This window comes from Pseudomonas sp. ef1, from assembly GCF_007293365.2.
GTDB lineage: Bacteria > Pseudomonadota > Gammaproteobacteria > Pseudomonadales > Pseudomonadaceae > Aquipseudomonas > Aquipseudomonas siliginis.
In genome coordinates, this window is record NZ_CM129815.1 from 4,405,582 (window position 1) to 4,426,821 (window position 21,240).

Consider the following 21,240-nt stretch of genomic DNA (forward strand, 5'->3'; position numbering starts at 1 on the left):
ATCAGACGCACAGACACTCTCAATCCCTCAACGGAGCAGCTCATGAGTTTCGAAATTCGCAAGATCGTCAGCTATGTCGAAGAAACCTTCATCGAAGGCGGCAAGGCTACTGACAAGCCGGTGACCATGGTCGGCCTCGCCGTGGTGATGAAGAACCCGTGGGTGGGCAACGGTTTTGTCGAAGACCTCAAGCCGCAGATCCGCGCCAACTGCTCCGACCTCGGCGCAATGATGGTCGAGCGCCTGGTGGGCATCATTGGTGGCGCCGAGAAGATCGAGGCTTACGGCAAAGCGGCGGTGGTCGGCGCTGACGGCGAGATCGAGCACGCGTCGGCGGTGATCCACACCCTGCGCTTCGGCAACCACTATCGCGAAGCGGTGAAAGCCAAGAGCTACCTGAGCTTCACCAACAAGCGCGGCGGTCCGGGCACGTCGATTCAGATCCCGATGATGCACAAGGACGACGAAGGCCTGCGTTCGCACTACATCACCCTGGAAATGCAGATTGAAGACGCGCCGCGTGCCGACGAAATCGTCGTCGTGCTGGGTTGCGCCGACGGTGGCCGCCTGCACCCGCGTATCGGCAACCGCTACATCGATCTGGAAGAACTGGCCGCCGAAAAAGCCCAGTAATCACAACAAGAAAGGCATTGCAGGAGCGCTCCATGATTCGGCTCACCGCTGAACTCACCCCGGCTGGCACCAGTTACCTGGCGACCGGCCAAGGCCAGCCCGTGGTCTTGATCCACGGCGTGGGCCTGAACAAAGAAATGTGGGGCGGGCAGATTGTCGGCCTCGCCAGCCAGTACCAGGTGATCGCCTACGACATGCTCGGCCACGGCGCCAGTCCGCGCCCGGCCAGCGGCACCGACCTGCTTGGTTACGCCGATCAGTTGCTCGAGCTGCTCGATCATCTGAATCTGCTCCAGGCAGCGGTGATCGGTTTCTCCATGGGCGGTCTGGTCGCGAGGGCCTTCGCCCTGCACTACCCGGAGCGCCTGCAAAGCCTGGTGGTGTTGAACAGCGTCTTCAACCGCAGCGAAGAACAGCGTGCCGGTGTCATTGCCCGCACTGCGCAGGCTGCCGAACATGGCCCGGACGCCAACGCCGAAGCCGCCCTGTCACGCTGGTTCAGCCGTGAATATCAGGCGGCCAACCCGGCGCAGATCGCCGCGTTGCGCCAGACTCTGGCCAACAACGATCCGCAGGGTTACCTGACCACTTATGAATTGTTTGCCACCCAGGACATGTATCGCGCCGACGACCTGAGCAGCATTCAGGCGCCGACACTGATCGCCACTGGCGAGCTCGACCCTGGCTCGACGCCGGAAATGGCCGAGCAACTGGCCCGGCGCATCCCCGGCGCGAAGGTTGCCGTGCTGCCCGAGCAACGGCATATGATGCCGGTAGAGTCGCCGCGTCTGGTCAACCAGACGCTGCTGGAATTTCTCCAATTCGCACACGCCCGACAAAACCATATAAAGGGGATCGTTGCATGACACTCGCACGCTTCCAGATGTGCATCGGCGGAGACTGGGTCGACGCCCTCTCCGGCAAGACCTTCGAAAGCCTCAACCCGGCCTCTGCGCAGGCCTGGGCGGAACTGCCCGACGCCGATGAAGCGGACGTCGAACGCGCCGTGCAAGCAGCGCAAACTGCTTTTGACAGCCCGGCGTGGCGCGGTCTGACCGCCACTGCGCGGGGCAAATTGTTGCGCCGCCTCGGCGATCTGATCGCAGAAAACAAGGAACACCTGGCGCAGCTTGAAAGCCGCGACAACGGCAAGCTGATCCGCGAAACCCGTGGCCAGGTCAGCTACCTGCCGGAGTTCTTCCACTACACCGCAGGCCTGGCTGACAAACTGGAAGGCGGCACCCTGCCGCTGGACAAGCCTGACCTGTTTGCCTACACCGTGCACGAAGCCATGGGTGTGGTCGCCGCGATCATTCCATGGAACAGCCCGCTGTACCTGACCGCGATCAAACTTGCCCCGGCCCTCGCCGCCGGCAACACGATTGTGATCAAGCCGTCCGAGCACGCCTCGGCGACCATTCTCGAGCTGGCGCGTCTGGCCCTTGAAGCCGGGATTCCGCCGGGCGTGGTCAACGTCGTCACCGGTTACGGCCCGAGCACTGGCGCCGCCCTCACCCGCCATCCACTGATCCGCAAGATCGCCTTCACCGGCGGCGCCGCGACGGCACGGCATGTGGTGCGCAGCAGCGCCGAAAACTTCGCCAAGCTGTCGCTGGAGCTCGGCGGCAAGTCGCCGAACATCATTTTCGCCGACGCCGATCTGGACAGCGCGATCAACGGCGCGATTGCCGGGATCTACGCGGCGTCCGGGCAGAGTTGCGTGTCCGGTTCGCGCTTGCTGGTGCAGGACGAAATCTACGACGAATTCGTCAATCGTCTGGTCGAGCGCGCCCAGCGCATCCGCATCGGCAACCCACAGGAAGACAACAGTGAAATGGGCCCGATGGCCACCGCGCAGCAACTGGCGGTGGTCGAAGGTCTGGTCGCCGATGCGATCGCTGAAGGCGCGCGTTTGCGCACCGGTGGCAAGCGTCCGGCGGGTCTCGGCGAAGGCTGGTTCTACGAGCCGACGCTGTTCGAGTGCGACCGCAATTCGATGAAGATCATGCAGGAAGAAGTCTTCGGCCCGGTGGCTTCGGTGATTCGCTTCAAAGACGAAGCCGAAGCACTGGCGATCGCCAACGACTCGCAGTTCGGCCTCGCTGCCGGCATCTGGACCCGCGATCTCGGTCGCGCCCATCGCCTCGCCCGCGATGTGCGCTCGGGGATTATCTGGGTCAACACTTACCGCGCAGTGTCGGCGATGGCGCCGATCGGCGGCTTCAAGAACAGTGGCTATGGACGCGAAAGCGGCATCGACTCGGTGCTGGCCTACACCGAACTGAAAACGGTGTGGATCAACCTCTCCCAGGCGCCAATGCCTGATCCGTTTGTGATGCGCTAGGAGTCCTGCGAAATGATTGAACCCGGCATTTACAAAGACGTCATGAGCTCGTTCCCGTCCGGCGTCACGGTGGTCACCACCCTCGACCCGGACGGCGGCATCGTCGGTATCACCGCCAGCGCGTTCAGCGCGCTGTCGATCGACCCGGCGCTGGTGCTGTTCTGCCCTAACTACGCCTCCGACACTTATCCGGTGCTGCGCGACAGCAAGAAGTTCGCGATCCACTTGCTGTCGGCTGACCAGACGGCTGAGGCCTATGCGTTCGCCAGTAAAGGCAAGGACAAGGCCAAGGACATCGAGTGGCATTTGAGCGATCTGGGCAACCCGATTCTGGCCAAGGCGACGGCGATCATCGAGTGCGAGTTGTGGCGTGAGTACGATGGTGGTGATCACGCGATCATTGTCGGCGCAGTGAAGAACCTGATCCTGCCCGAGCAACCGGTGACGCCGATGATTTATCACAAAGGCAAGCTCGGCCCGTTGCCGACTCTGGCCTGACGAATTCACACAAATCCCTGTAGGAGCTGCCGAAGGCTGCGATCTTTTGATCTTGTTTTCAAAAGTCAAAGTCAAAAGATCGCAGCCTTCGGCAGCTCCTACACGAGGGATCTGTGGTGACTGGAGGAATGATGAGTAACGAGAAATATGAAAAGGGTCTGAAAATCCGCACTCAGGTGCTCGGCGAAGCCTACGTGCAGCGCTCGATAGACAACGCCGACGACTTCACCCGTCCGCTGCAGGAAATGGTCACTGAATACTGCTGGGGCCATGTCTGGGGGCGTGAGGGTCTGTCGCTCAAGGAGCGCAGCATGATCAACCTGGCGATGATCTCGGCGCTCAACCGCCCGCATGAACTCAAGCTGCATGTGCGTGGCGCCTTGCGTAACGGCCTGAGTCGTGAGCAAATACGCGAAATTCTGCTTCAGGTCGGCATTTATTGCGGCGTTCCGGCGGCCGTGGACAGTTTCCGGCTGGCCCGTGAAGCCTTTGCCGAAGCCGACGCCGAGGCCTCCAGTTAACCCTCGGCTGTTTTGATGCCCGTCTGGCATGGACAGCCAAGCTCAAGAGCGGACCCCATGAAACGCCAGCCACTCGACGACAGCTTCAAGGTCAATCGCAACCCCGTTACCCTGCGCGAAATCGTGCTGGACAAACTGCGTAGCGCGATCATGAATTTCCAGCTCATGCCAGGCGATCGCCTGGTCGAACGCGACCTCTGTGATCGCCTCGGCGTCAGCCGCACTTCGGTGCGCGAAGCCTTGCGTCACCTTGAATCCGAAGGTCTCGTCGAATTCGCCGATGCCAAAGGCCCGCGCGTGGCCATCATCACCCTCGACGACGCCGTCGATATCTACGAATTGCGTTGCGTGCTCGAAGGCTTGATCGTGCAGTTGTTCACCCTGCGTGCCAAAGCCAAGGACATCAAGGCCCTGGAAAAAGCCCTCGATGACAACCGCAAGGCGTTGAAGGACGGCGAGCTGCAACAGGTGATCGACTCGGTGCAGGGCTTCTACGACGTGCTGCTCGAAGGCTCGGGCAACCATGTCGCCGCCACGCAATTGCGTCAGTTGCAGGCGCGCATCAGCTATCTGCGCGCGACCTCGGTCTCCCAGGAAAACCGACGCGGCGCGAGTAATCACGAGATGGAAAAAATGGTCGAGGCGATCAAGAGCGGCGATCCGCTGGCGGCGCATCAGGCGTGTGTCGATCACGTCCGCGCGGCGGCCGCCGTGGCCCTCGATTACCTCAAGCGCAAACAGGAAGAGACCGGCGTCGCCGTCAAAGGCACCCCGGCGATCACCCTGCCGATCGCGCTGAAAGAACCCCGCATAGGTCAATGACATGTTCAGCCCGAGCTTTTGCCCGAAATGCGGTGGCCCTGACCTTGGTCAGCAGACGCCGCCGGGCGATACGCACGAGCGCCTGATGTGCCGCGGCTGCGGCTATATCCACTACGTCAATCCGAAGATCATTGCCGGCTGCATTATTGAGCAGGACGGCAAATACCTCTTGTGCCAACGGGCGATCCCCCCGCGCCCGGGCACCTGGACGCTGCCGGCCGGTTTCATGGAAAGCGGCGAAACCACCGAGCAGGCGGCGCTGCGCGAAGTCTGGGAAGAAAGCGGCGTGCGCGCGGAAATCGTCTCGCCGTATTCGATTTTCAGCGTGCCGAAGATCAGCGAGGTGTACATCATCTTCCGCGCCATCGCCCTGGAGATCACCGGGCAGTTTGGGCCGGAAACCATGGATTACAAGTTCTTCGCCCCTGAAGAGATTCCGTGGGAGCAGATCTATTACCCAGCGATCCGGCAGATTCTCGAGCGCTATATCGAAGAGCGCCAGGCTGGGGTTTACGGGATTTACGTGGGCAATGATGACAGCGGCAAAATCCATTTCATGCGCTGATCACCACCTATACCCCTGTGGGAGCGAGCCTGCTCGCGAAGGCGTCGTGTCAGTCGATACAAATGTTGAATGATCGAACGCATTCGCGAGCAGGCTCGCTCCCACATAGTTTGGTGGTGTGGCTCAGTTCGGGGCGATGCCTTCTACGATGATGATCTCCGCCCTCGCCCATTCTTCGCGGTAGCTCTTCGCCTCCTGATACGCCGCCGAGCGGTAGCACGCCACGGCTGTTTCGTAGCTTTCAAACTCGATGATCACGGTGCGCTGTGGCGTCTGCCGCCCTTCCAGCGCTTCGCTGCGCCCGCCTCTGGCGAGAAACTTGCCGCCAAATGCAGCAATCGCCTGCGGGGTGCGCTGGGTGTATTGGCTGTAGTGCTCGGCATCGGCTATATCCACATGTGCAATCCAGTACGCCTTCATAGTGACCTCTTTGTTGATTTTGTATTATGGTATACCAATATATTTCCAACGAACCCTGAGAGTCCAGCATGGCCTTCAACAGCATCGAAGAAATCATCGAAGATTATCGCCTCGGCAAAATGGTCCTGCTGGTCGATGACGAAGACCGCGAGAACGAAGGCGACCTGCTGCTGGCCGCCGACCGTTGCACGCCGGAGGCTATCAGCTTCATGGCCCGCGAAGCACGCGGGCTGATCTGCCTGACCCTCACCGACGAACATTGCCAGCGTCTGGGCCTGGAGCAAATGGTACCCGCCAACGGCAGTGTGTTCAGCACTGCATTTACCGTGTCGATCGAAGCGGCGGTCGGCGTGACCACCGGCATTTCCGCCGCAGATCGCGCCTGCACAGTCGCCGCCGCCGTGGCGCCAAATGCCCGCGCCGAAGACCTGGTGCAGCCCGGCCACATCTTCCCGTTGCGCGCCAAGGAAGGTGGCGTGCTGACCCGCGCCGGGCACACCGAGGCCGGTTGCGATCTGGCGCGTCTGGCCGGTTTCACCCCCGCCTCGGTGATCGTCGAAGTGATGAACGACGACGGCACCATGGCCCGCCGCCCGGATCTGGAGCAGTTCGCGCGCAAGCACGGGATCAGGATCGGCACCATCGCCGACCTGATCCACTATCGCCTGAGCACCGAGCACACCGTCGAACGCATCGGTGAACGTGAGCTGCCGACGGTGCATGGCACGTTCCGTTTGATCACCTTCGAGGATCGCATCGAAGGCGGTGTGCACATGGCGATGGTCATGGGCGATCTGCGCCGTGAAGAACCGACGCTGGTGCGCGTGCATGTGATCGATCCGCTGCGCGATCTGGTCGGCGCCGAGTACAGCGGGCCGACGAACTGGACCCTCTGGGCAGCGTTGCAACGGGTCGCGGCGGAAGGTCATGGAGTTGTGGTGGTGCTGGCCAACCATGAATCGTCGCAGGCGTTGCTCGAGCGCGTGCCGCAGTTGACCCAACCGCCACGGCAGTTCAGCCGTTCGCAATCGCGGATTTATTCCGAGGTCGGGACTGGGGCGCAGATTCTGCAGAACCTCGGGGTGGGCAAGCTGCGCCACCTCGGGCCACCGCTCAAGTATGCAGGGTTGACCGGGTATGACCTTGAGGTGGTTGAGAGCATCCCTTTCACCGAATAACCCGAGCCCAGCACAAACCCCATGTGGGAGCGAGCCTGCTCGCGAAAGCGATGTGTCAGTCGACTTGAATGTTGAATGATCCACCGCTTCGCGAGCAGGCTCGCTCCCACAAGGGTTTTGCATTTCAAATCCATTGTCCTGAACTCATCAAAAAAACAGATCCGCCAGATAACCGGTAAGGCAAAGTGCTTGCACAAAGTTTGGAATACCATAATATGATATTCCATAGACCGGACGTTCAACGAAGCATCCGGCTACTGCTCCCGACAGGCGGGCAACAACGCAAGGCCCGCTCAAAAACACAACAATGAGGGCGTGAACATGGTGTTGAACAAAGCTGCAACCGCGATCTTTTTCGCGGGACTGCTCAGCGTTACCGGCCAGGCTGCAATGGCTGCCGAAAGCGTGAATTTTGTCAGCTGGGGCGGTAGCACCCAGGATGCGCAGAAACAGGCCTGGGCCGATCCGTTCAGCAAGGCCAGCGGCATCACCGTCGTCCAGGACGGCCCCACCGACTACGGTAAACTCAAAGCCATGGTCGAAAGCGGCAACGTGCAGTGGGACGTAGTCGATGTCGAAGCCGACTTCGCTCTGCGCGCCGCTGCCGAAGGCCTGCTCGAACCCCTCGATTTCAAAGTGATCCAGCGCGACAGGATCGACCCGCGCTTTGTCAGCGATCACGGCGTCGGTTCGTTCTTCTTCTCCTTTGTCCTCGGCTACAACGAAGGCAAGCTCGGCGCCAACAAGCCGCAGGACTGGAGCGCGCTGTTCGACACCAAGACCTACCCGGGCAAGCGCGCCCTGTACAAATGGCCAAGCCCCGGCGTGCTCGAACTGGCGCTACTGGCCGACGGCGTTGCGGCTGACAAGCTCTACCCGCTGGATCTGGATCGCGCCTTCAAGAAACTCGACACCATCAAGAAAGACATCGTCTGGTGGGGCGGCGGCGCGCAGTCGCAGCAACTGCTGGCGTCCGGCGAAGCGAGCATGGGCCAGTTCTGGAACGGTCGGGTGCACGCCCTGCAGGAAGACGGCGCACCGGTCGGCGTGAGCTGGAAGCAGAACCTGGTCATGGCCGACATTCTGGTCATCCCCAAAGGCTCGAAAAACAAGGACGCGGCGATGAAGTTCCTCGCCAATGCCAGCAGCGCCAAAGGCCAGGCCGACTTCTCCAACCTGACCGCCTACGCGCCGGTCAACCTCGACAGTGTGGAGCGTCTGGATTCGACGCTGGCCCCCAACCTGCCGACGGCTTACGCCAAGGATCAGATCACCCTTGATTTCGCTTACTGGGCCAAGAACGGTCCGGCTATCGCGACACGGTGGAACGAATGGCTGGTCAAATGAAAATCGCGGCCACTGCGCCTCGTCCCTCCACTGCCACCGGGAGCGCCGCCGGCGCTGCCGGTTCGACTTTCAAGCAACGCTGGCGCGGCGCCGGCAACCTCGTCCCGGCGCTGCTGTTCCTCGGCCTGTTCTTCCTCGCGCCGTTGATTGGCCTGCTGTTGCGCGGTGTGCTGGAACCTGTGCCGGGTCTCGGCAACTACGAACAACTGTTCGCCAATTCGGCCTATGCGCGAGTGCTGCTCAACACTTTTTCGGTGGCCGGGCTGGTGACGCTGTTCAGCCTGCTCTTGGGCTTTCCGCTGGCCTGGGCGATCACCCTGGTGCCGCGTGGCTGGGGGCGCTGGATCCTCAACATCGTGTTGCTGTCGATGTGGACCAGCCTGCTCGCCCGCACCTATTCGTGGCTGGTGTTGTTGCAAGCCTCGGGCGTAATCAACAAGACGTTGATGGCCATGGGCATCATCGATCAACCGCTGGAGATGGTGCACAACCTGACGGGCGTGGTGATCGGCATGAGCTACATCATGATCCCGTTCATCGTACTGCCGTTGCAGGCGACCATGCAGGCCATCGACCCGATGATCCTGCAGGCCGGCTCGATCTGTGGCGCCAGTCCGTGGACCAACTTCTTCCGGGTGTTCCTGCCGCTGTGCCGGCCGGGTCTGGCCTCCGGCGGTTTGATGGTGTTCGTGATGTCGCTCGGTTACTACGTCACCCCGGCACTGCTCGGCGGGGCGCAGAACATGATGCTGCCGGAGTTCATCATTCAGCAGGTGCAATCGTTCCTCAACTGGGGCCTGGCCAGTGCCGGCGCCGCGTTGCTGATCGCAATTACTCTGGTGCTGTTCTACTTCTACCTGAAGCTTCAACCGGAATCCCCGGTTGGCGCCAGTAACGCGAGGTAAGCCGACATGCTCCTGACCCCCAATGCCATGAGCCGGCGCATGCGTTTCGGCCTCTATGCCACTACCGGGCTGATCGGTCTGTTCCTGCTGTTGCCGATCGTGTTCATCGTGCTGCTGTCGTTCGGCTCCTCGCAGTGGCTGGTGTTCCCGCCACCGGGCTGGACGCTGAAATGGTACGGCCAGTTCTTCTCCAATCCCGACTGGATGAACGCCGCTGCCGCCAGCCTCAAGGTCGCCGTGCTGACCACCATCTGCGCTGTGGCGCTCGGTTTGCCGACCGCGTTTGCGCTGGTGCGCGGACGCTTCCCCGGCCGCGAGATGCTCTACGGCCTGTTCACCCTGCCGATGATCGTGCCGCTGGTGATCATTGCCGTGGCGGTGTACGCGCTGTTTCTCAAGCTCGGCTACACCGGGACGATGTTCGCTTTCGTCGTCAGCCATGTGATCGTCGCGCTGCCATTCACCATCATCTCGATCATCAACTCGCTGAAGCTGTTCGATCAGTCGATTGAAGACGCGGCGGTAATCTGCGGTGCCTCGCGCTTGCAAGCGGTGTTCAAGGTGACGTTCCCGGCGATTCGTCCGGGCATGGTCGCCGGCGCCCTCTTCGCCTTCCTCGTTTCGTGGGACGAAGTGGTGCTCAGCGTGATGATGGCGAGCCCGACTCTGCAAACCCTTCCCGTGAAAATGTGGACCACTTTGCGCCAGGACCTGACCCCAGTGATCGCCGTCGCTTCGACGCTGCTGATCGGCCTGTCAGTGTTGGTCATGGTGATCGCCGCCGCCCTGCGCCGGCGCAACGAAATCAGCGCCTGAGCGCCCTGGAGTACGACATGAGTGCCGTGATCAAAGACGCATCCCAGCAGAGCGACAAACCCCTGGTCAGCCTGCGCAACCTGAACAAGCACTACGGCGATTTCGCTGCCGTCGACAATATCTCGCTGGACATCAAGGACGGCGAATTCCTCACCTTCCTCGGCTCCAGCGGCTCGGGCAAAAGCACCACGCTGTCGATGCTCGCCGGTTTTGAAACACCGAGCAGCGGCGAGATCCTCGTCAACGGCCAGTCGCTGGTCAACGTGCCGCCGCACAAGCGCGACATCGGCATGGTCTTTCAGCGTTATTCGCTGTTCCCGCATCTGTCGGTACGCGACAACATCGCCTTCCCTTTGGCGATCCGTAAACTGGCTGCCGCCGAGCGCGAAAAGCGCGTCGATGCGATGCTCAAACTGGTGCAGCTTGAGCAGTTCGCCCATCGCCGCCCTTCGCAACTGTCTGGCGGCCAGCAACAACGTGTTGCTATCGCCCGGGCGCTGGTTTACGAGCCGCGCATCCTGCTGATGGACGAACCATTGGGCGCGCTGGACAAGAAACTGCGCGAGGACTTGCAGGATGAACTGCGCCAACTGCACCGACGCCTGGGCATCACCATCGTGTACGTGACCCACGACCAGGAAGAAGCCATGCGTCTGTCGCAACGCATCGCGATTTTCAGCCACGGCAAGATCGTTGGTCTGGGCAGTGGTTATGACCTTTATCAGAATCCGCCCAATGCATTTGTCGCGTCGTTTCTGGGCAATTCGAACTTCCTCAAGCTCAAGGCGCAAGGCAATGCAGCGGCGAGTTTCGAGGGCCAGTCGTTGTCGATTCGGCTGACGTCCGGGTTGCACACTGATCAGGATGTGCTGCTGATGGTGCGTCCGGAAAAGGCCTTGGCGCTGAGCATGCAGCAGGCGCTGGATGAGCCGCTGGCGGCGGGCTGGAATGAGGTGTCGGCGAACGTTGTGGAGGTGCTGTTTCTCGGTGAAAGCCAGACCTGCAGCGTGGTGACTGCGGGAGGGACGTCGATGACGGTGAAAGCGCTATCGGCAGCGGGCATGCCGCTCAAGGCCGGCGATCCGGTACGGGTGCGCTGGGCGACGGCGGATGCTTGTGTTTATACCGAGTGGACCGAGAGCGATTTGAACAAGGCTGCCGGGGCTCATTGAGGACACCTGTAGGAGCTGCCGCAGGCTGCGATTTTTTGATCTTGCTGTTAAAAACAAGATCAACAGATCGCAGCCTCGTTTCACTCGACAGCTCCTACAGGGTTTCACGGTGCTCAGAGGATCGGGACAAAACCCTCAATCTCATCCGGCCAAGCCGTCAGCACTTCAAACCCGCTCTCCGTCACCGCGACCATATGCTCCCACTGCGCCGACAACGAGCCGTCCTTGGTCAATACGGTCCAGCCATCCGGCATGTTCTTCACATGGCGTTTGCCGGCATTGAGCATCGGCTCCACGGTGAAAATCATCCCGGCCTTGAGCTTCAGGCCCTGATTGGGAAAGCCGTAATGCAGGATCTGCGGTTCATCGTGATAGACCTTGCCGATGCCATGGCCGCAGTACTCGCGCACCACGCTGAAGCCCTCCGCCTCCGCCAGGCTCTGGATCGCATGACCGATATCGCCCAGCGTTGCGCCCGGCTTCACTGCACGGATGCCTGCGCACATGGCTTCGTAGGTGGTCTTGATCAGGTGCTGCGCTTCAGGAGTCGCCTCGCCCACCACATACATGCGACTGGTATCGCCGAACCAGCCGTCCTTGATCACGGCGATGTCGAGGTTGACGATGTCGCCGTCTTTCAATGGCGTACCCGATGGAATCCCGTGGCACACCACATCGTTGACCGACGCACAGACGGTTTTCGGGAAGCCGTGATAACCGACGTTGGCCGGTACGGCTTTCTGCACATTGACGATGTAATCGTTGCACAGCCGGTCCAGCTCATCGGTGGTCACACCGGCCTTCACATGCGGCACCAGCATTGCCAGCACTTCAGCGGCGAGTTTGCCGGCGGCGCGGGATTTTTCGATGTCGGCCGGGGTGTTGATCTTGATCTGGTTTCTCATGCGCTGACGGCTTCCTGAGTCAGTTGTTGCAGATCCAGCCCACCGTTCTGTTCGGCGCGGATCAGCAGGCGGCAAATGGCGCTGTGGTCGAGATTGGGATGCAGCTCGGCGAGCATGCCGATGCGCATCCAGTGCTCGGCCTGCGCGTTGATCGAGCGGCTGAGGGCGTTGCTGGAGATACGCAGGTTCTCGTGCATGTCCTCTGAGATTTTTACGATGCCCATATATGAATCCGATACGATGTGTATATGGAACGTATATTAGCCAAGCTTACCCTCGGATTGCAAACACTCCGCCACGCAAACACGCACCCGTGTAGGAGCTGCCGAAGGCTGCGATCTTTTGATCTTGCCCGTTAAAGACCAGATCAAAAGATCGCAGCCTTCGGCAGCTCGTACCAAAGCAGATTCGGCTCCCCATCAGCGGCCTGATCGACTACCATGCCCGCGCCGGTTTCCACACGGAATTAATAGGGAATCCGAGGTGCTCCACGCATCAATCGGAACTGCCCCCGCAACTGTAGGTGCCGAGCCTGCTCCTCGACTGCCACTGGGTGAACCCCGGGAAGGCCGGAGCGTGGCGATGACGCATCAGTCAGGAGACCTGCCGGCACAGTGACTGACCAACCGGCGGGGTGTCCGGGAAGGACATCGTGCCGTGCGCATTTTCCCCGTGCCGGCCTTGCGCAGTTTCCACGACCGCGCCCGAGGTGTGTTTCCAAACCGTACCCGCCCACTCCCGTACGGTTCCCTCTGGAGACTGCCACATGCTGCTGCCCCGCGTTGCCACCCTGCTCACCACTCTGAGTCTTTGCCCCCTGGCGCAAGCGGCGCCGACTGCGTATCCGCTGACCGTCGAAAACTGTGGCAGCAGCCTGACCTTTCAGCACGCGCCTGCGCGCACGGTGACCATCGGCCAGGCCGGCACGGAAATGCTCTATGCCTTGGGTCTGGGCGACAAAGTCGTTGGCACTTCGCTGTGGTTCAACGACGTGCTGGGCACATACAAAGCGCAGAACGACAGGATCGAGCGCCTTGCCGACAACGAGCCGAGTTTCGAAGCGGTGATCGCCAAACGCCCGGAGCTGGTTGCCGTCGAGCTGGAATGGATGGTCGGCCCGCAAGGCGCGGTAGGCACCCGCGAGCAGTTTCATGAACTGAAGATTCCGACCTATCTGCTGCCCTCCGATTGCGAAGCCAAGGACAACCTCGTCGGTTCGGACGGCACGCGGCTGGCGCCGTTTCGCATCGACAGCATCTACAAAAGCGTGAGCCAACTGGCGGCGATTTTCGATGTGCAGGCGCGTGGCGAGCAGCTCAATGAGCAGCTCAAAGCCAGCCTCGCGCAGTCGATCGCCACCGCGAAAAAGCAGCAGCGCAAAGACGTCAGCGCTCTGGTGTGGTTCTCCAGTGCCGAGATGGACATCGAGCCTTTCGTGGCCGGGCACAAAGGCGTTCCCGATTTCATGCTCAGCACCCTCGGCGTGCGCAACGTCGTCGAGTCCGATGAAGAATGGCCAACGGTCGGCTGGGAAACCATCGCCAAGGCCAACCCGACGTTTCTGGTCATCGCGCGCATGGATCGTCGACGTTTCCCGGCGGACGATTATCAAAAGAAACTCGCCTTCCTGCGCAGTGATCCGGTGACGCGCAACATGGACGCGGTCAAGCACAACCGCATCATCATCATTGACGCCATGGCCATGCAGGCCAGCCTGCGCACCTTCGACGGCCTCGAACAACTGGCCAGCGCCATCAACGGCTACGACCTGTCGCAATGAGCAGACGCCTGATCCGTTTGCTGCTGGTGCTGTTGACGCTGTCGGTCGCGCTGATTGGCGGCGTGGCCATTGGTGAGACTTCAATCGAGCCAAGCGTGGTGTTGCAGGTGCTGGCGAACAAGCTGTGGGGCGCCGGTTATGTGCTCGACCCGATCGACGAAGGCATCGTCTGGAACTATCGCCTGACCCGCGCTTTGGTCGCGGCGGCCTGCGGCGCCGGTCTGGCGACGTGCGGGGTGATCCTGCAATCGCTGCTGCGCAATCCGCTGGCCGATCCGTATCTGCTGGGGATTTCCGCGGGTGCCTCGACTGGCGCGGTGATGGTCGCCCTGCTTGGCGTCGGCGCCGGGGCGATTTCACTGTCGGTCGGTGCTTTTGCCGGCGCGGTGACCGCTTTCGCACTGGTGATCCTGTTGGCGCGAGTCAGCGGCTCGGCCAGCGGCACCGGGCAGATCATTCTGGCCGGGATTGCCGGCTCGCAGCTGTTCAACGCCCTCACCGCTTTCCTGATCACCCGCTCGGCCAGCTCCGAACAAGCGCGCGGGATCATGTTCTGGCTGTTGGGCAATCTCGGCGGCGTGCGCTGGCCGTCGGTGTGGCTGGCGGTGCCGGTGGCTGTGTTGGGGTTGGTCGTTTGTCTGTGGCATCGCCGGGCGCTGGATGCGTTCACCTTTGGTGCGGACTCGGCGGCGTCTCTCGGCATTCCAGTGCGACGTGTGCAGATTCTGTTGATTGGCTGCGCCGCGCTGGTGACGGCGGTGATGGTGTCGATTGTCGGCTCGATCGGTTTTGTCGGCTTAGTGATTCCCCATGCCGCGCGGTTGTTGCTCGGCACCGGCCATGCCCGTCTGCTGCCGGCCAGTGCGTTGGGCGGCGCAGTGTTTCTGATCGCCGCCGATGTGCTGTCACGCACCCTGATCAAGGGTCAGGTGATTCCGGTCGGCGTGATCACCGCGCTGGTCGGCGCGCCGGTGTTCGCGCTGATTCTGGTGGGCCGGAGATCGGCGCGATGAACACGGTTTTGAGTTGTGCTGATGTGGGCTTCAAAGTGCGCGGTGCCGAGTTGCTCAACGGTGTCAGCCTCGATGTCCAGCGCGGCGAGACCCTGGGCATTGTCGGGCCGAACGGTTCGGGTAAATCCACGCTGCTGAAACTGCTCGCCGGCCTGCGCGAACCGAGCGCGGGTCGGGTGCAGCTCGACGGTCGGACGCTGGGCAAGATGTCGCGGCGCACTATCGCGCAGACGCTCGCGGTGGTTGAGCAACAGGCCGATACCGACGATGGCATTCGCGTGTTCGACGCGGTGGCGCTGGGGCGGACGCCGTGGTTGTCGGCGCTGCAACCGTGGTCGCCGGCCGATGACGCCATCGTCGAGCAAGCGCTGGTCGACGTCGACGCCGTGCACCTGCGCAACCGCCTCTGGCGCAGCCTCTCCGGCGGTGAACGCCAACGCGTGCACATCGCCCGCGCACTGGCGCAGCGCCCGCAGATCCTGCTGCTCGACGAGCCGGCCAACCACCTCGACATCCAGCATCAGTTGAGCATTCTGCAAGTGGTGCGCGCACTGCCGGTGACCACGCTGATCGCTTTGCACGATCTCAATCAGGCGCTCAAATGTGATCGCCTGGCGGTGCTGGAGCGCGGGCGACTGGTCGCGCTTGGCGAGCCGCTGCAAGTGCTGACGCCGGAGCGGTTACAGACGACTTTCGGGGTCAGGGCGCACTATCTGACGGACCCGTTCGATGGTGCGCCGATATTGCGCTTCCTTGCCTGATGCATGGGTGGCTGACACACCGCTTTCGCGAGCAGGCTCGCTCCCACAAAGGATTTGTGTGTTGCCGTGAATGACGGGGAGAACGCGAATTCTGTGGGAGCGAGCCTGCTCGCGAAGGCGTCAGGTCATCCAACATTGATGTCGATTGACACACCGCTTTCGCGAGCCTCGCTCCCACAGGGTTATGTATTCCAGGGCGGTAAAGAGTCAGGCCCACTCTTTGCGCAGTTGCCGCGCGGCGCTGACCATGTGCACCAACGCTGCTTCGGTCTCAGGCCAGCCTCGGGTTTTCAACCCGCAATCCGGATTGACCCACAGCCGCTCCACCGGAATACGCTGCGCCGCTTTGCGCAGCAAGCCGACCATTTCCGTAACATCGGGAATCCGTGGCGAGTGAATGTCGTACACGCCGGGGCCGATGTCGTTCGGGTAGGCGAACGCTTCAAACGCTTCGAGCAGTTCCATGTCCGAACGCGAGGTTTCGATGGTGATGACATCGGCGTCCATCGCCGCGATCGACTCGATCACATCGTTGAACTCGCTGTAGCACATGTGCGTGTGGATCTGGGTTTCGTCGCGCACGCCGGAGGCGCACAGGCGGAACGCTGCGCTTGCCCATTCCAGATACGCCGGCCACTGCGCCCGGCGTAACGGCAAGCCTTCACGGAACGCCGCTTCGTCGATCTGGACGATTTTGATTCCCGCCGCTTCCAGATCATTCACCTCGTCACGAATCGCCAGCGCCAGTTGTCGTGCCTGCACTTCGCGGCTGACGTCTTCGCGCGGGAACGACCACATCAGCATGGTCACCGGGCCGGTCAGCATGCCTTTCATGACCTTGTCGGTAAGGCCTTGGGCGTAACGGATCCACTCGACCGTCATCGCCTGCGGGCGGCTGAGGTCGCCGAAAATCACCGCCGGTTTGACGCAGCGCGAACCGTAGCTCTGCACCCAGCCAAAGCGGGTGAAGGCATAGCCGTCGAGCTGTTCGGCGAAGTATTCGACCATGTCGTTGCGCTCGGCCTCACCGTGCACCAGCACATCCAGGCCGAGGCGCTCTTGAATTTCCACCGCGTGGCGAATCTCCGTGTGCATCGCATCGGTGTAATCGGCCGCGCTGAGCTTGCCTTGCTTGTAGGCCTGACGCGCCAGACGGATCGCCGCCGTTTGCGGAAACGAGCCAATGGTGGTGGTCGGGAATAACGGCAGGTCGAGCTTGCCGCGCTGTTTGGCAATACGCTGGGCAAACGGCGATTGGCGTTGCGCATCCTTGGCAGTGATCGCCGCGACCCGCGCTTGTACCGCCGGTTTGTGAATACGCGGCGAGGCGGCGCGGCTGGTCTGCACCGAACGGCTTTGCGCGAGGGCACGCAGTACCTTCGGCGCTTCCGGCTCGCTGACCGCTTGCGCGAGCACGGCGACCTCTTCGCACTTCTGCACGGCGAACGCCAGCCAGCTTTTCAGTTCGGCATCGAGCTGGTCTTCGCGGCCCAGATCAACCGGGCTGTGCAGCAATGAACAGGACGGTGCTACCCACAAACGATCACCCAGACGCTCATGAGCATGGCGCAGCGTCGCCAGCGCGTTTTGCAGATCGCAGCGCCAGACGTTCCGACCGTTGACCACACCCAACGACAGCACCTTATAAGCCGGCAGACGATCCAGAATGGTCGGGTACTGATCCGGCGCGCGCACCAGATCGATGTGCAAGCCATCGACCGGCAGGTTCGCCGCCAGACCGAGGTTTTCTTCCAGGCCACCGAAGTACGTGGCGAGCAGTTTTTTCAGCGGATCACGCTGGATCTGGTTGTAGGCGCGCTCGAAGGCATTCTTCCAGTCCTGCGGCAGATCGAGCACCAGAATCGGCTCGTCGATCTGCACCCACTCCACACCCAACGCCGCCAGCCGCGCGAAGATCTGGCCGTACAGCGGCAGCAGGCGGTCAAGCAAATCGAGTTTGTCGAAATCGGTGCCTTTGGTTTTGCCCAGCCACAGATAGGTCAGCGGACCGATGATCACCGGTTTGACGTTGTGCCCCAGCACACTGGCCTCTTCGGTTTCTTCAAACAGCTGCTCCCAACCCAACTGGAAGTGCTGGTCGACACTGAATTCCGGTACGAGGTAGTGATAGTTGGTGTCGAACCACTTGGTCATTTCCTGAGCGTGGCCTTCGCCGCAGCAAGTATTGCTGACGCCACGGGCCATGCTGAACAGGGTCTGCAGCGTGGCTTTGCCGTCATGGGGGCGGAAGCGCTCGGGGATCACGCCGAACATCAGCGAGTGGGTCAGCACTTGGTCGTACCAGGCGAAATCGCCAACCGGCAGCAAGTCGATGCCGGCGTTTTTCTGCAAGTCCCAATGGACCTTGCGCAGCTCACGCCCGACGTCACGCAGGCCCGCCTCGTTCAGTTCTCCTTTCCAGAACGCCTCTTGCGCTTTCTTCAGTTCGCGGTCGCGACCGATGCGCGGAAATCCAAGGGAATGGGCCAGTGCCATGACAAACAACTCCAGATGCTTATTCGATGGCAGGTATTGTCGGGAACCGGTCTTGATGAAACAAACTCAATAAATTCTAGATCATCACAAGTTCTACTCATGCACAGCCGCCCCGTAGGAGCTGTCGAAGGCTGCGATCTTCTGGCCGTAGGGACGCAGAGCGTCCAAGGCTGCATTCCCACGCGGAGCGTGGGAACGATCAGAACACCTCAGGGCAACATGCAAGTTTTCGTTCTATCGTTAGATCCAAATGGCTGGATTTTCCAAGGATTAGAGGTTGCGAGAGAGGATGTCTGCGCCTAAGTTGCACGCGAGTCTTTTCCCCGCGATTGGAACGCGGTCAACACCATAAAGAGGTGAAGAAATGTCAAAGGAATCACGCCCTGCCGTGCTTGGGCTGATAGGCAATACTCCGCTGGTGCAGGTCACCCGCTTCGATACCGGACCGTGCACGCTGTTTCTCAAACTTGAATCGCAGAACCCCGGCGGCTCGATCAAGGACCGTATCGGTCTGGCGATGATCGACGCTGCCGAACGTGACGGTCGACTGCAACCGGGCGGGACGATTGTCGAAGCCACTGCCGGCAATACCGGTCTGGGTCTGGCGCTGGTCGGCCGCGCCAAAGGCTATCGTGTGGTGCTGGTGGTGCCGGACAAGATGTCCACCGAGAAAGTCCTGCACTTGAAGGCCATGGGCGCCGAAGTGCACATCACTCGTTCTGACGTCGGCAAGGGCCATCCCGAGTATTACCAAGACGTCGCCGCGCGTTTGGCCAAGGACATTCCCGGGGCGTTTTTCGCCGACCAGTTCAACAATCCCGCCAACCCGCTGGCCCATGAATGCAGCACCGCGCCGGAAATCTGGGCGCAGACCGAACATGATCTGGACGCCATTGTCGTCGGCGTCGGATCGGCCGGCACGCTGACCGGGTTGAGCCGTTTTTTCAAGCGCGTGCAGCCGGATCTGGAAATGGTCCTGGCCGATCCGGTCGGCTCGGTGATGGCGCAATACAGCCGAGACGGTACCTTGCCGACGCCCGGTTCGTGGGCAGTCGAGGGCATCGGCGAAGACTTCATTCCGTCGATCACCGACCTCTCCAGCGTGCGTCACGCCTACTCGATCAGCGACGCGGAAAGCTTCGATCACGCGCGCCAGTTGCTCAAGGCCGAGGGCATTCTCGGCGGCTCATCGACCGGCACCCTGTTCGCTGCCGCGCTGCGTTATTGCCGCGAACAGACCGAGCCGAAACGCGTGGTCAGCTTTGTCTGCGACACCGGCACGCGCTACCTGTCGAAGGTCTACAACGACCAGTGGATGACCGATCAGGGCCTGTTGCAACGCAAGGGCTACGGCGACTTGCGCGACTTGATCGCACGGCGTTTCGAGGACGGCCGGGTGATCAGCGTCGGCCCTGACGACACCCTGCTCACGGCCTTCCAGCGCATGCGTCTGGCGGACGTTTCGCAATTGCCGGTGCTGGTCGAAGGCAAGCGACTGGTGGGCGTGATCGACGAGTCCGACATCCTCCTCGGCGTCCACGAAGATGCCGCGCGCTTCAGCCAGTCAGTGTCCAGCGTGATGACCGACAAACTGCAAACCCTCGCCCCGGCTGCGACCCTGGCCGAGCTGGAAGCGGTGCTCAGCCGTGGCCTCGTCGCGATCATCGCTGACGGTTCCGGCTTCCATGGCCTGATTACCCGCACCGACATGCTCAACCAATTACGGAGATCCCTTGCATGAGTCAGCACGACGATAAATCCCAAGGCTTCGCCACCCGGGTGATCCACGCCGGACAAGAGCCTGACCCGACCACCGGCGCGCTGATGCCGCCGATCTACGCCAACTCCACCTACCTGCAAGACAGCCCCGGCGTGCACAAGGGGTTCGACTACGGCCGCTCGCACAACCCGACGCGTTTCGCGCTGGAGCGCTGCGTCGCCGACCTCGAAGGCGGCACCCGAGCGTTCGCCTTCGCCTCAGGGCTGGCGGCGATTTCCACAGTATTGGAACTGCTCGACGCCGGCTCACACATCGTCTCCGGCAACGATTTGTACGGCGGCACATTCCGCCTGTTCGACAAGGTCCGCCAGCGCAGCGCCGGGCACCGTTTCAGCTTCGTCGACCTGACCGATCTGTCGGCGTTCGAAGCCTCGCTGCAGGACGACACGCGCATGGTCATGGTCGAAACCCCGACCAACCCGCTGCTGAGCCTGTCGGATCTGGCCGCCATTGCGCGCATCTGCCGTGCGCGCGGGATCATCTGCGTCGCCGACAACACCTTCGCCAGCCCCTACATACAGCGCCCGCTGGAGCTGGGTTTCGACATCGTCCTGCACTCGACCACCAAATACCTCAACGGCCACTCCGACGTGATCGGCGGCATTGCCGTGGTCGGACAGAACGACGAGCTGGCGGAAAAACTCGGTTTCCTGCAAAACGCCGTCGGGGCGATTTCCGGGCCGTTCGATGCATTCCTCACCCTGCGCGGGGTGAAGACTTTGGCGCTGCGCATGGAACGTCATTGCAGCAACGCCCTGGATCTGGCGCAGTGGCTGGAACAGCAACCGCAGGTCAAGCGCGTCTACTATCCGGGCCTGACCTCGCACCCGCAGCACGAACTGGCCAAGCGGCAAATGCGCGGTTTTGGCGGGATGATTTCCGTGGATCTGAACAGCGACCTGGCCGGCGCACGGCGGTTTTTGGAGAATGTGAAGATCTTTGCGTTGGCGGAAAGTCTGGGCGGTGTGGAGAGCCTGATCGAACATCCGGCGATCATGACCCACGCGACCATCCCGCCGGAAACTCGCGCGAAGCTGGGGATTGGCGATGGGCTGGTGCGGTTGTCGGTGGGGGTTGAGGATGTTGAGGATCTGCGGGAAGATTTGACGCAGGCTTTGGCTAAAATGTGACTCTTTGAAGGGGGCTGCATCGCAGCCCAACGGGGATAAATACCGTCGCCACACGGGGAACCCCCCTGTGGCCTTTCGATCTTTCGTTTTTATTGTCATACAAGTCTTTTTGAAAATGGCATCAAGTCTGCCGAATGAAGAGCTCCGTGCTGCT

Annotated in this window: 20 protein-coding genes, 1 pseudogene and 1 riboswitch; of the genes and pseudogenes, 17 read left to right on the plus strand and 4 right to left on the minus strand. The window is 61.5% G+C overall.

Translation table 11 applies throughout. The features are described 5' to 3' along the window. Window positions 1–42: 42 nt before the first annotated feature. The 7 genes from FEE99_RS19920 to FEE99_RS19950 all read left to right on the plus strand — a co-directional run bounded on the left by FEE99_RS19920 (window position 43) and on the right by FEE99_RS19950 (window position 5,383). Window positions 43–633 carry an amino acid synthesis family protein gene (locus FEE99_RS19920; RefSeq protein ID WP_007968626.1) on the plus strand — a complete coding sequence of 197 codons (591 nt, stop codon included), beginning with the start codon at window positions 43–45 and terminating at the stop codon, window positions 631–633. Window positions 634–665: 32 nt separating this feature from the next. After that, window positions 666–1,499 carry an alpha/beta fold hydrolase gene (locus FEE99_RS19925; RefSeq protein WP_041480066.1) on the plus strand — a complete coding sequence of 278 codons (834 nt, stop codon included), beginning with the start codon at window positions 666–668 and terminating at the stop codon, window positions 1,497–1,499. Next, window positions 1,496–2,977, plus strand: a complete 1,482-nt coding sequence (locus FEE99_RS19930) for an aldehyde dehydrogenase (RefSeq protein ID WP_041480065.1) — start codon at window positions 1,496–1,498, stop codon at window positions 2,975–2,977. Before FEE99_RS19925 ends, FEE99_RS19930 begins: the two co-directional genes overlap by 4 nt. Window positions 2,978–2,989: 12 nt before the next feature. After that, window positions 2,990–3,475: a flavin reductase family protein gene (locus tag FEE99_RS19935; RefSeq protein ID WP_041480064.1), complete on the plus strand. Its 486-nt coding sequence runs from the start codon at window positions 2,990–2,992 to the stop codon at window positions 3,473–3,475. Window positions 3,476–3,606: 131 nt separating this feature from the next. Beyond that, on the plus strand, window positions 3,607–3,996 hold the full coding sequence (locus tag FEE99_RS19940) for a carboxymuconolactone decarboxylase family protein (RefSeq protein ID WP_027613073.1): 390 nt from the start codon (window positions 3,607–3,609) through the stop codon (window positions 3,994–3,996). Window positions 3,997–4,053: 57 nt separating this feature from the next. After that, window positions 4,054–4,818 carry a GntR family transcriptional regulator gene (locus FEE99_RS19945; protein ID WP_016775014.1) on the plus strand — a complete coding sequence of 255 codons (765 nt, stop codon included), beginning with the start codon at window positions 4,054–4,056 and terminating at the stop codon, window positions 4,816–4,818. A gap of 1 nt (window position 4,819) precedes the next feature. Further along, window positions 4,820–5,383 (plus strand): NUDIX hydrolase, encoded by a 564-nt coding sequence (locus tag FEE99_RS19950; protein WP_041480063.1) that lies wholly within the window; start codon window positions 4,820–4,822, stop codon window positions 5,381–5,383. Between the two features lie 123 nt (window positions 5,384–5,506). Here FEE99_RS19950 and FEE99_RS19955 read toward each other — a convergent pair whose 3' ends face one another. Further along, window positions 5,507–5,803: a DUF1330 domain-containing protein gene (locus FEE99_RS19955; protein ID WP_041480062.1), complete on the minus strand. Its 297-nt coding sequence runs from the start codon at window positions 5,801–5,803 to the stop codon at window positions 5,507–5,509. Between the two features lie 68 nt (window positions 5,804–5,871). On the opposite strand from FEE99_RS19955, the gene ribBA reads away from it, so the two are divergent. The 5 genes from ribBA to FEE99_RS19980 all read left to right on the plus strand — a co-directional run bounded on the left by ribBA (window position 5,872) and on the right by FEE99_RS19980 (window position 11,221). Next, window positions 5,872–6,981 carry a bifunctional 3,4-dihydroxy-2-butanone-4-phosphate synthase/GTP cyclohydrolase II gene (gene ribBA, locus FEE99_RS19960; protein WP_041480061.1) on the plus strand — a complete coding sequence of 370 codons (1,110 nt, stop codon included), beginning with the start codon at window positions 5,872–5,874 and terminating at the stop codon, window positions 6,979–6,981. A 321-nt stretch (window positions 6,982–7,302) separates the two neighbouring features. Beyond that, complete coding sequence (locus FEE99_RS19965) at window positions 7,303–8,328, plus strand: ABC transporter substrate-binding protein (RefSeq protein WP_016775018.1); 1,026 nt, start codon at window positions 7,303–7,305, stop codon at window positions 8,326–8,328. Further along, the gene (locus tag FEE99_RS19970; RefSeq protein ID WP_041480060.1) at window positions 8,325–9,233 is read left to right on the plus strand and encodes an ABC transporter permease; all 909 of its coding nucleotides are present in this window, start codon (window positions 8,325–8,327) and stop codon (window positions 9,231–9,233) included. Before FEE99_RS19965 ends, FEE99_RS19970 begins: the two co-directional genes overlap by 4 nt. A gap of 6 nt (window positions 9,234–9,239) precedes the next feature. Next, window positions 9,240–10,049, plus strand: a complete 810-nt coding sequence (locus FEE99_RS19975; RefSeq protein WP_007918021.1) for an ABC transporter permease — start codon at window positions 9,240–9,242, stop codon at window positions 10,047–10,049. A 17-nt stretch (window positions 10,050–10,066) separates the two neighbouring features. After that, window positions 10,067–11,221 carry an ABC transporter ATP-binding protein gene (locus FEE99_RS19980; RefSeq protein ID WP_041480059.1) on the plus strand — a complete coding sequence of 385 codons (1,155 nt, stop codon included), beginning with the start codon at window positions 10,067–10,069 and terminating at the stop codon, window positions 11,219–11,221. A gap of 113 nt (window positions 11,222–11,334) precedes the next feature. On the opposite strand, the gene map is transcribed toward FEE99_RS19980, so the two are convergent. After that, window positions 11,335–12,126 (minus strand): type I methionyl aminopeptidase, encoded by a 792-nt coding sequence (map, locus tag FEE99_RS19985; RefSeq protein WP_041480058.1) that lies wholly within the window; start codon window positions 12,124–12,126, stop codon window positions 11,335–11,337. Continuing rightward, window positions 12,123–12,350, minus strand: coding sequence for a ParD-like family protein (locus tag FEE99_RS19990; RefSeq protein ID WP_007918027.1), 228 nt, complete (start codon window positions 12,348–12,350; stop codon window positions 12,123–12,125). Before FEE99_RS19990 ends, map begins: the two co-directional genes overlap by 4 nt. 209 nt (window positions 12,351–12,559) lie before the next feature. Continuing rightward, a riboswitch (cobalamin riboswitch) is annotated at window positions 12,560–12,751 on the plus strand. A 141-nt stretch (window positions 12,752–12,892) separates the two neighbouring features. Here FEE99_RS19990 and FEE99_RS19995 point away from each other — a divergent pair. From FEE99_RS19995 to FEE99_RS20005, 3 genes and pseudogenes are all read left to right on the plus strand, one after another. Beyond that, complete coding sequence (locus FEE99_RS19995; RefSeq protein ID WP_041480057.1) at window positions 12,893–13,906, plus strand: ABC transporter substrate-binding protein; 1,014 nt, start codon at window positions 12,893–12,895, stop codon at window positions 13,904–13,906. Beyond that, complete coding sequence (locus tag FEE99_RS20000; RefSeq protein WP_041480056.1) at window positions 13,903–14,919, plus strand: FecCD family ABC transporter permease; 1,017 nt, start codon at window positions 13,903–13,905, stop codon at window positions 14,917–14,919. Before FEE99_RS19995 ends, FEE99_RS20000 begins: the two co-directional genes overlap by 4 nt. 92 nt (window positions 14,920–15,011) lie before the next feature. After that, window positions 15,012–15,680 (plus strand): annotated as a pseudogene (locus tag FEE99_RS20005) (ABC transporter ATP-binding protein); the annotation flags it as partial. A 207-nt stretch (window positions 15,681–15,887) separates the two neighbouring features. Here FEE99_RS20005 and metE read toward each other — a convergent pair. Next, window positions 15,888–18,176, minus strand: coding sequence for a 5-methyltetrahydropteroyltriglutamate--homocysteine S-methyltransferase (metE, locus tag FEE99_RS20010; RefSeq protein ID WP_041480054.1), 2,289 nt, complete (start codon window positions 18,174–18,176; stop codon window positions 15,888–15,890). Between the two features lie 364 nt (window positions 18,177–18,540). Here metE and FEE99_RS20015 point away from each other — a divergent pair, with 364 nt between their 5' ends. Continuing rightward, the gene (locus tag FEE99_RS20015; RefSeq protein ID WP_041480053.1) at window positions 18,541–19,917 is read left to right on the plus strand and encodes a pyridoxal-phosphate dependent enzyme; all 1,377 of its coding nucleotides are present in this window, start codon (window positions 18,541–18,543) and stop codon (window positions 19,915–19,917) included. Beyond that, window positions 19,914–21,086 carry a cystathionine gamma-synthase gene (locus FEE99_RS20020; RefSeq protein ID WP_041480052.1) on the plus strand — a complete coding sequence of 391 codons (1,173 nt, stop codon included), beginning with the start codon at window positions 19,914–19,916 and terminating at the stop codon, window positions 21,084–21,086. Before FEE99_RS20015 ends, FEE99_RS20020 begins: the two co-directional genes overlap by 4 nt. Window positions 21,087–21,240 lie beyond the last annotated feature (154 nt).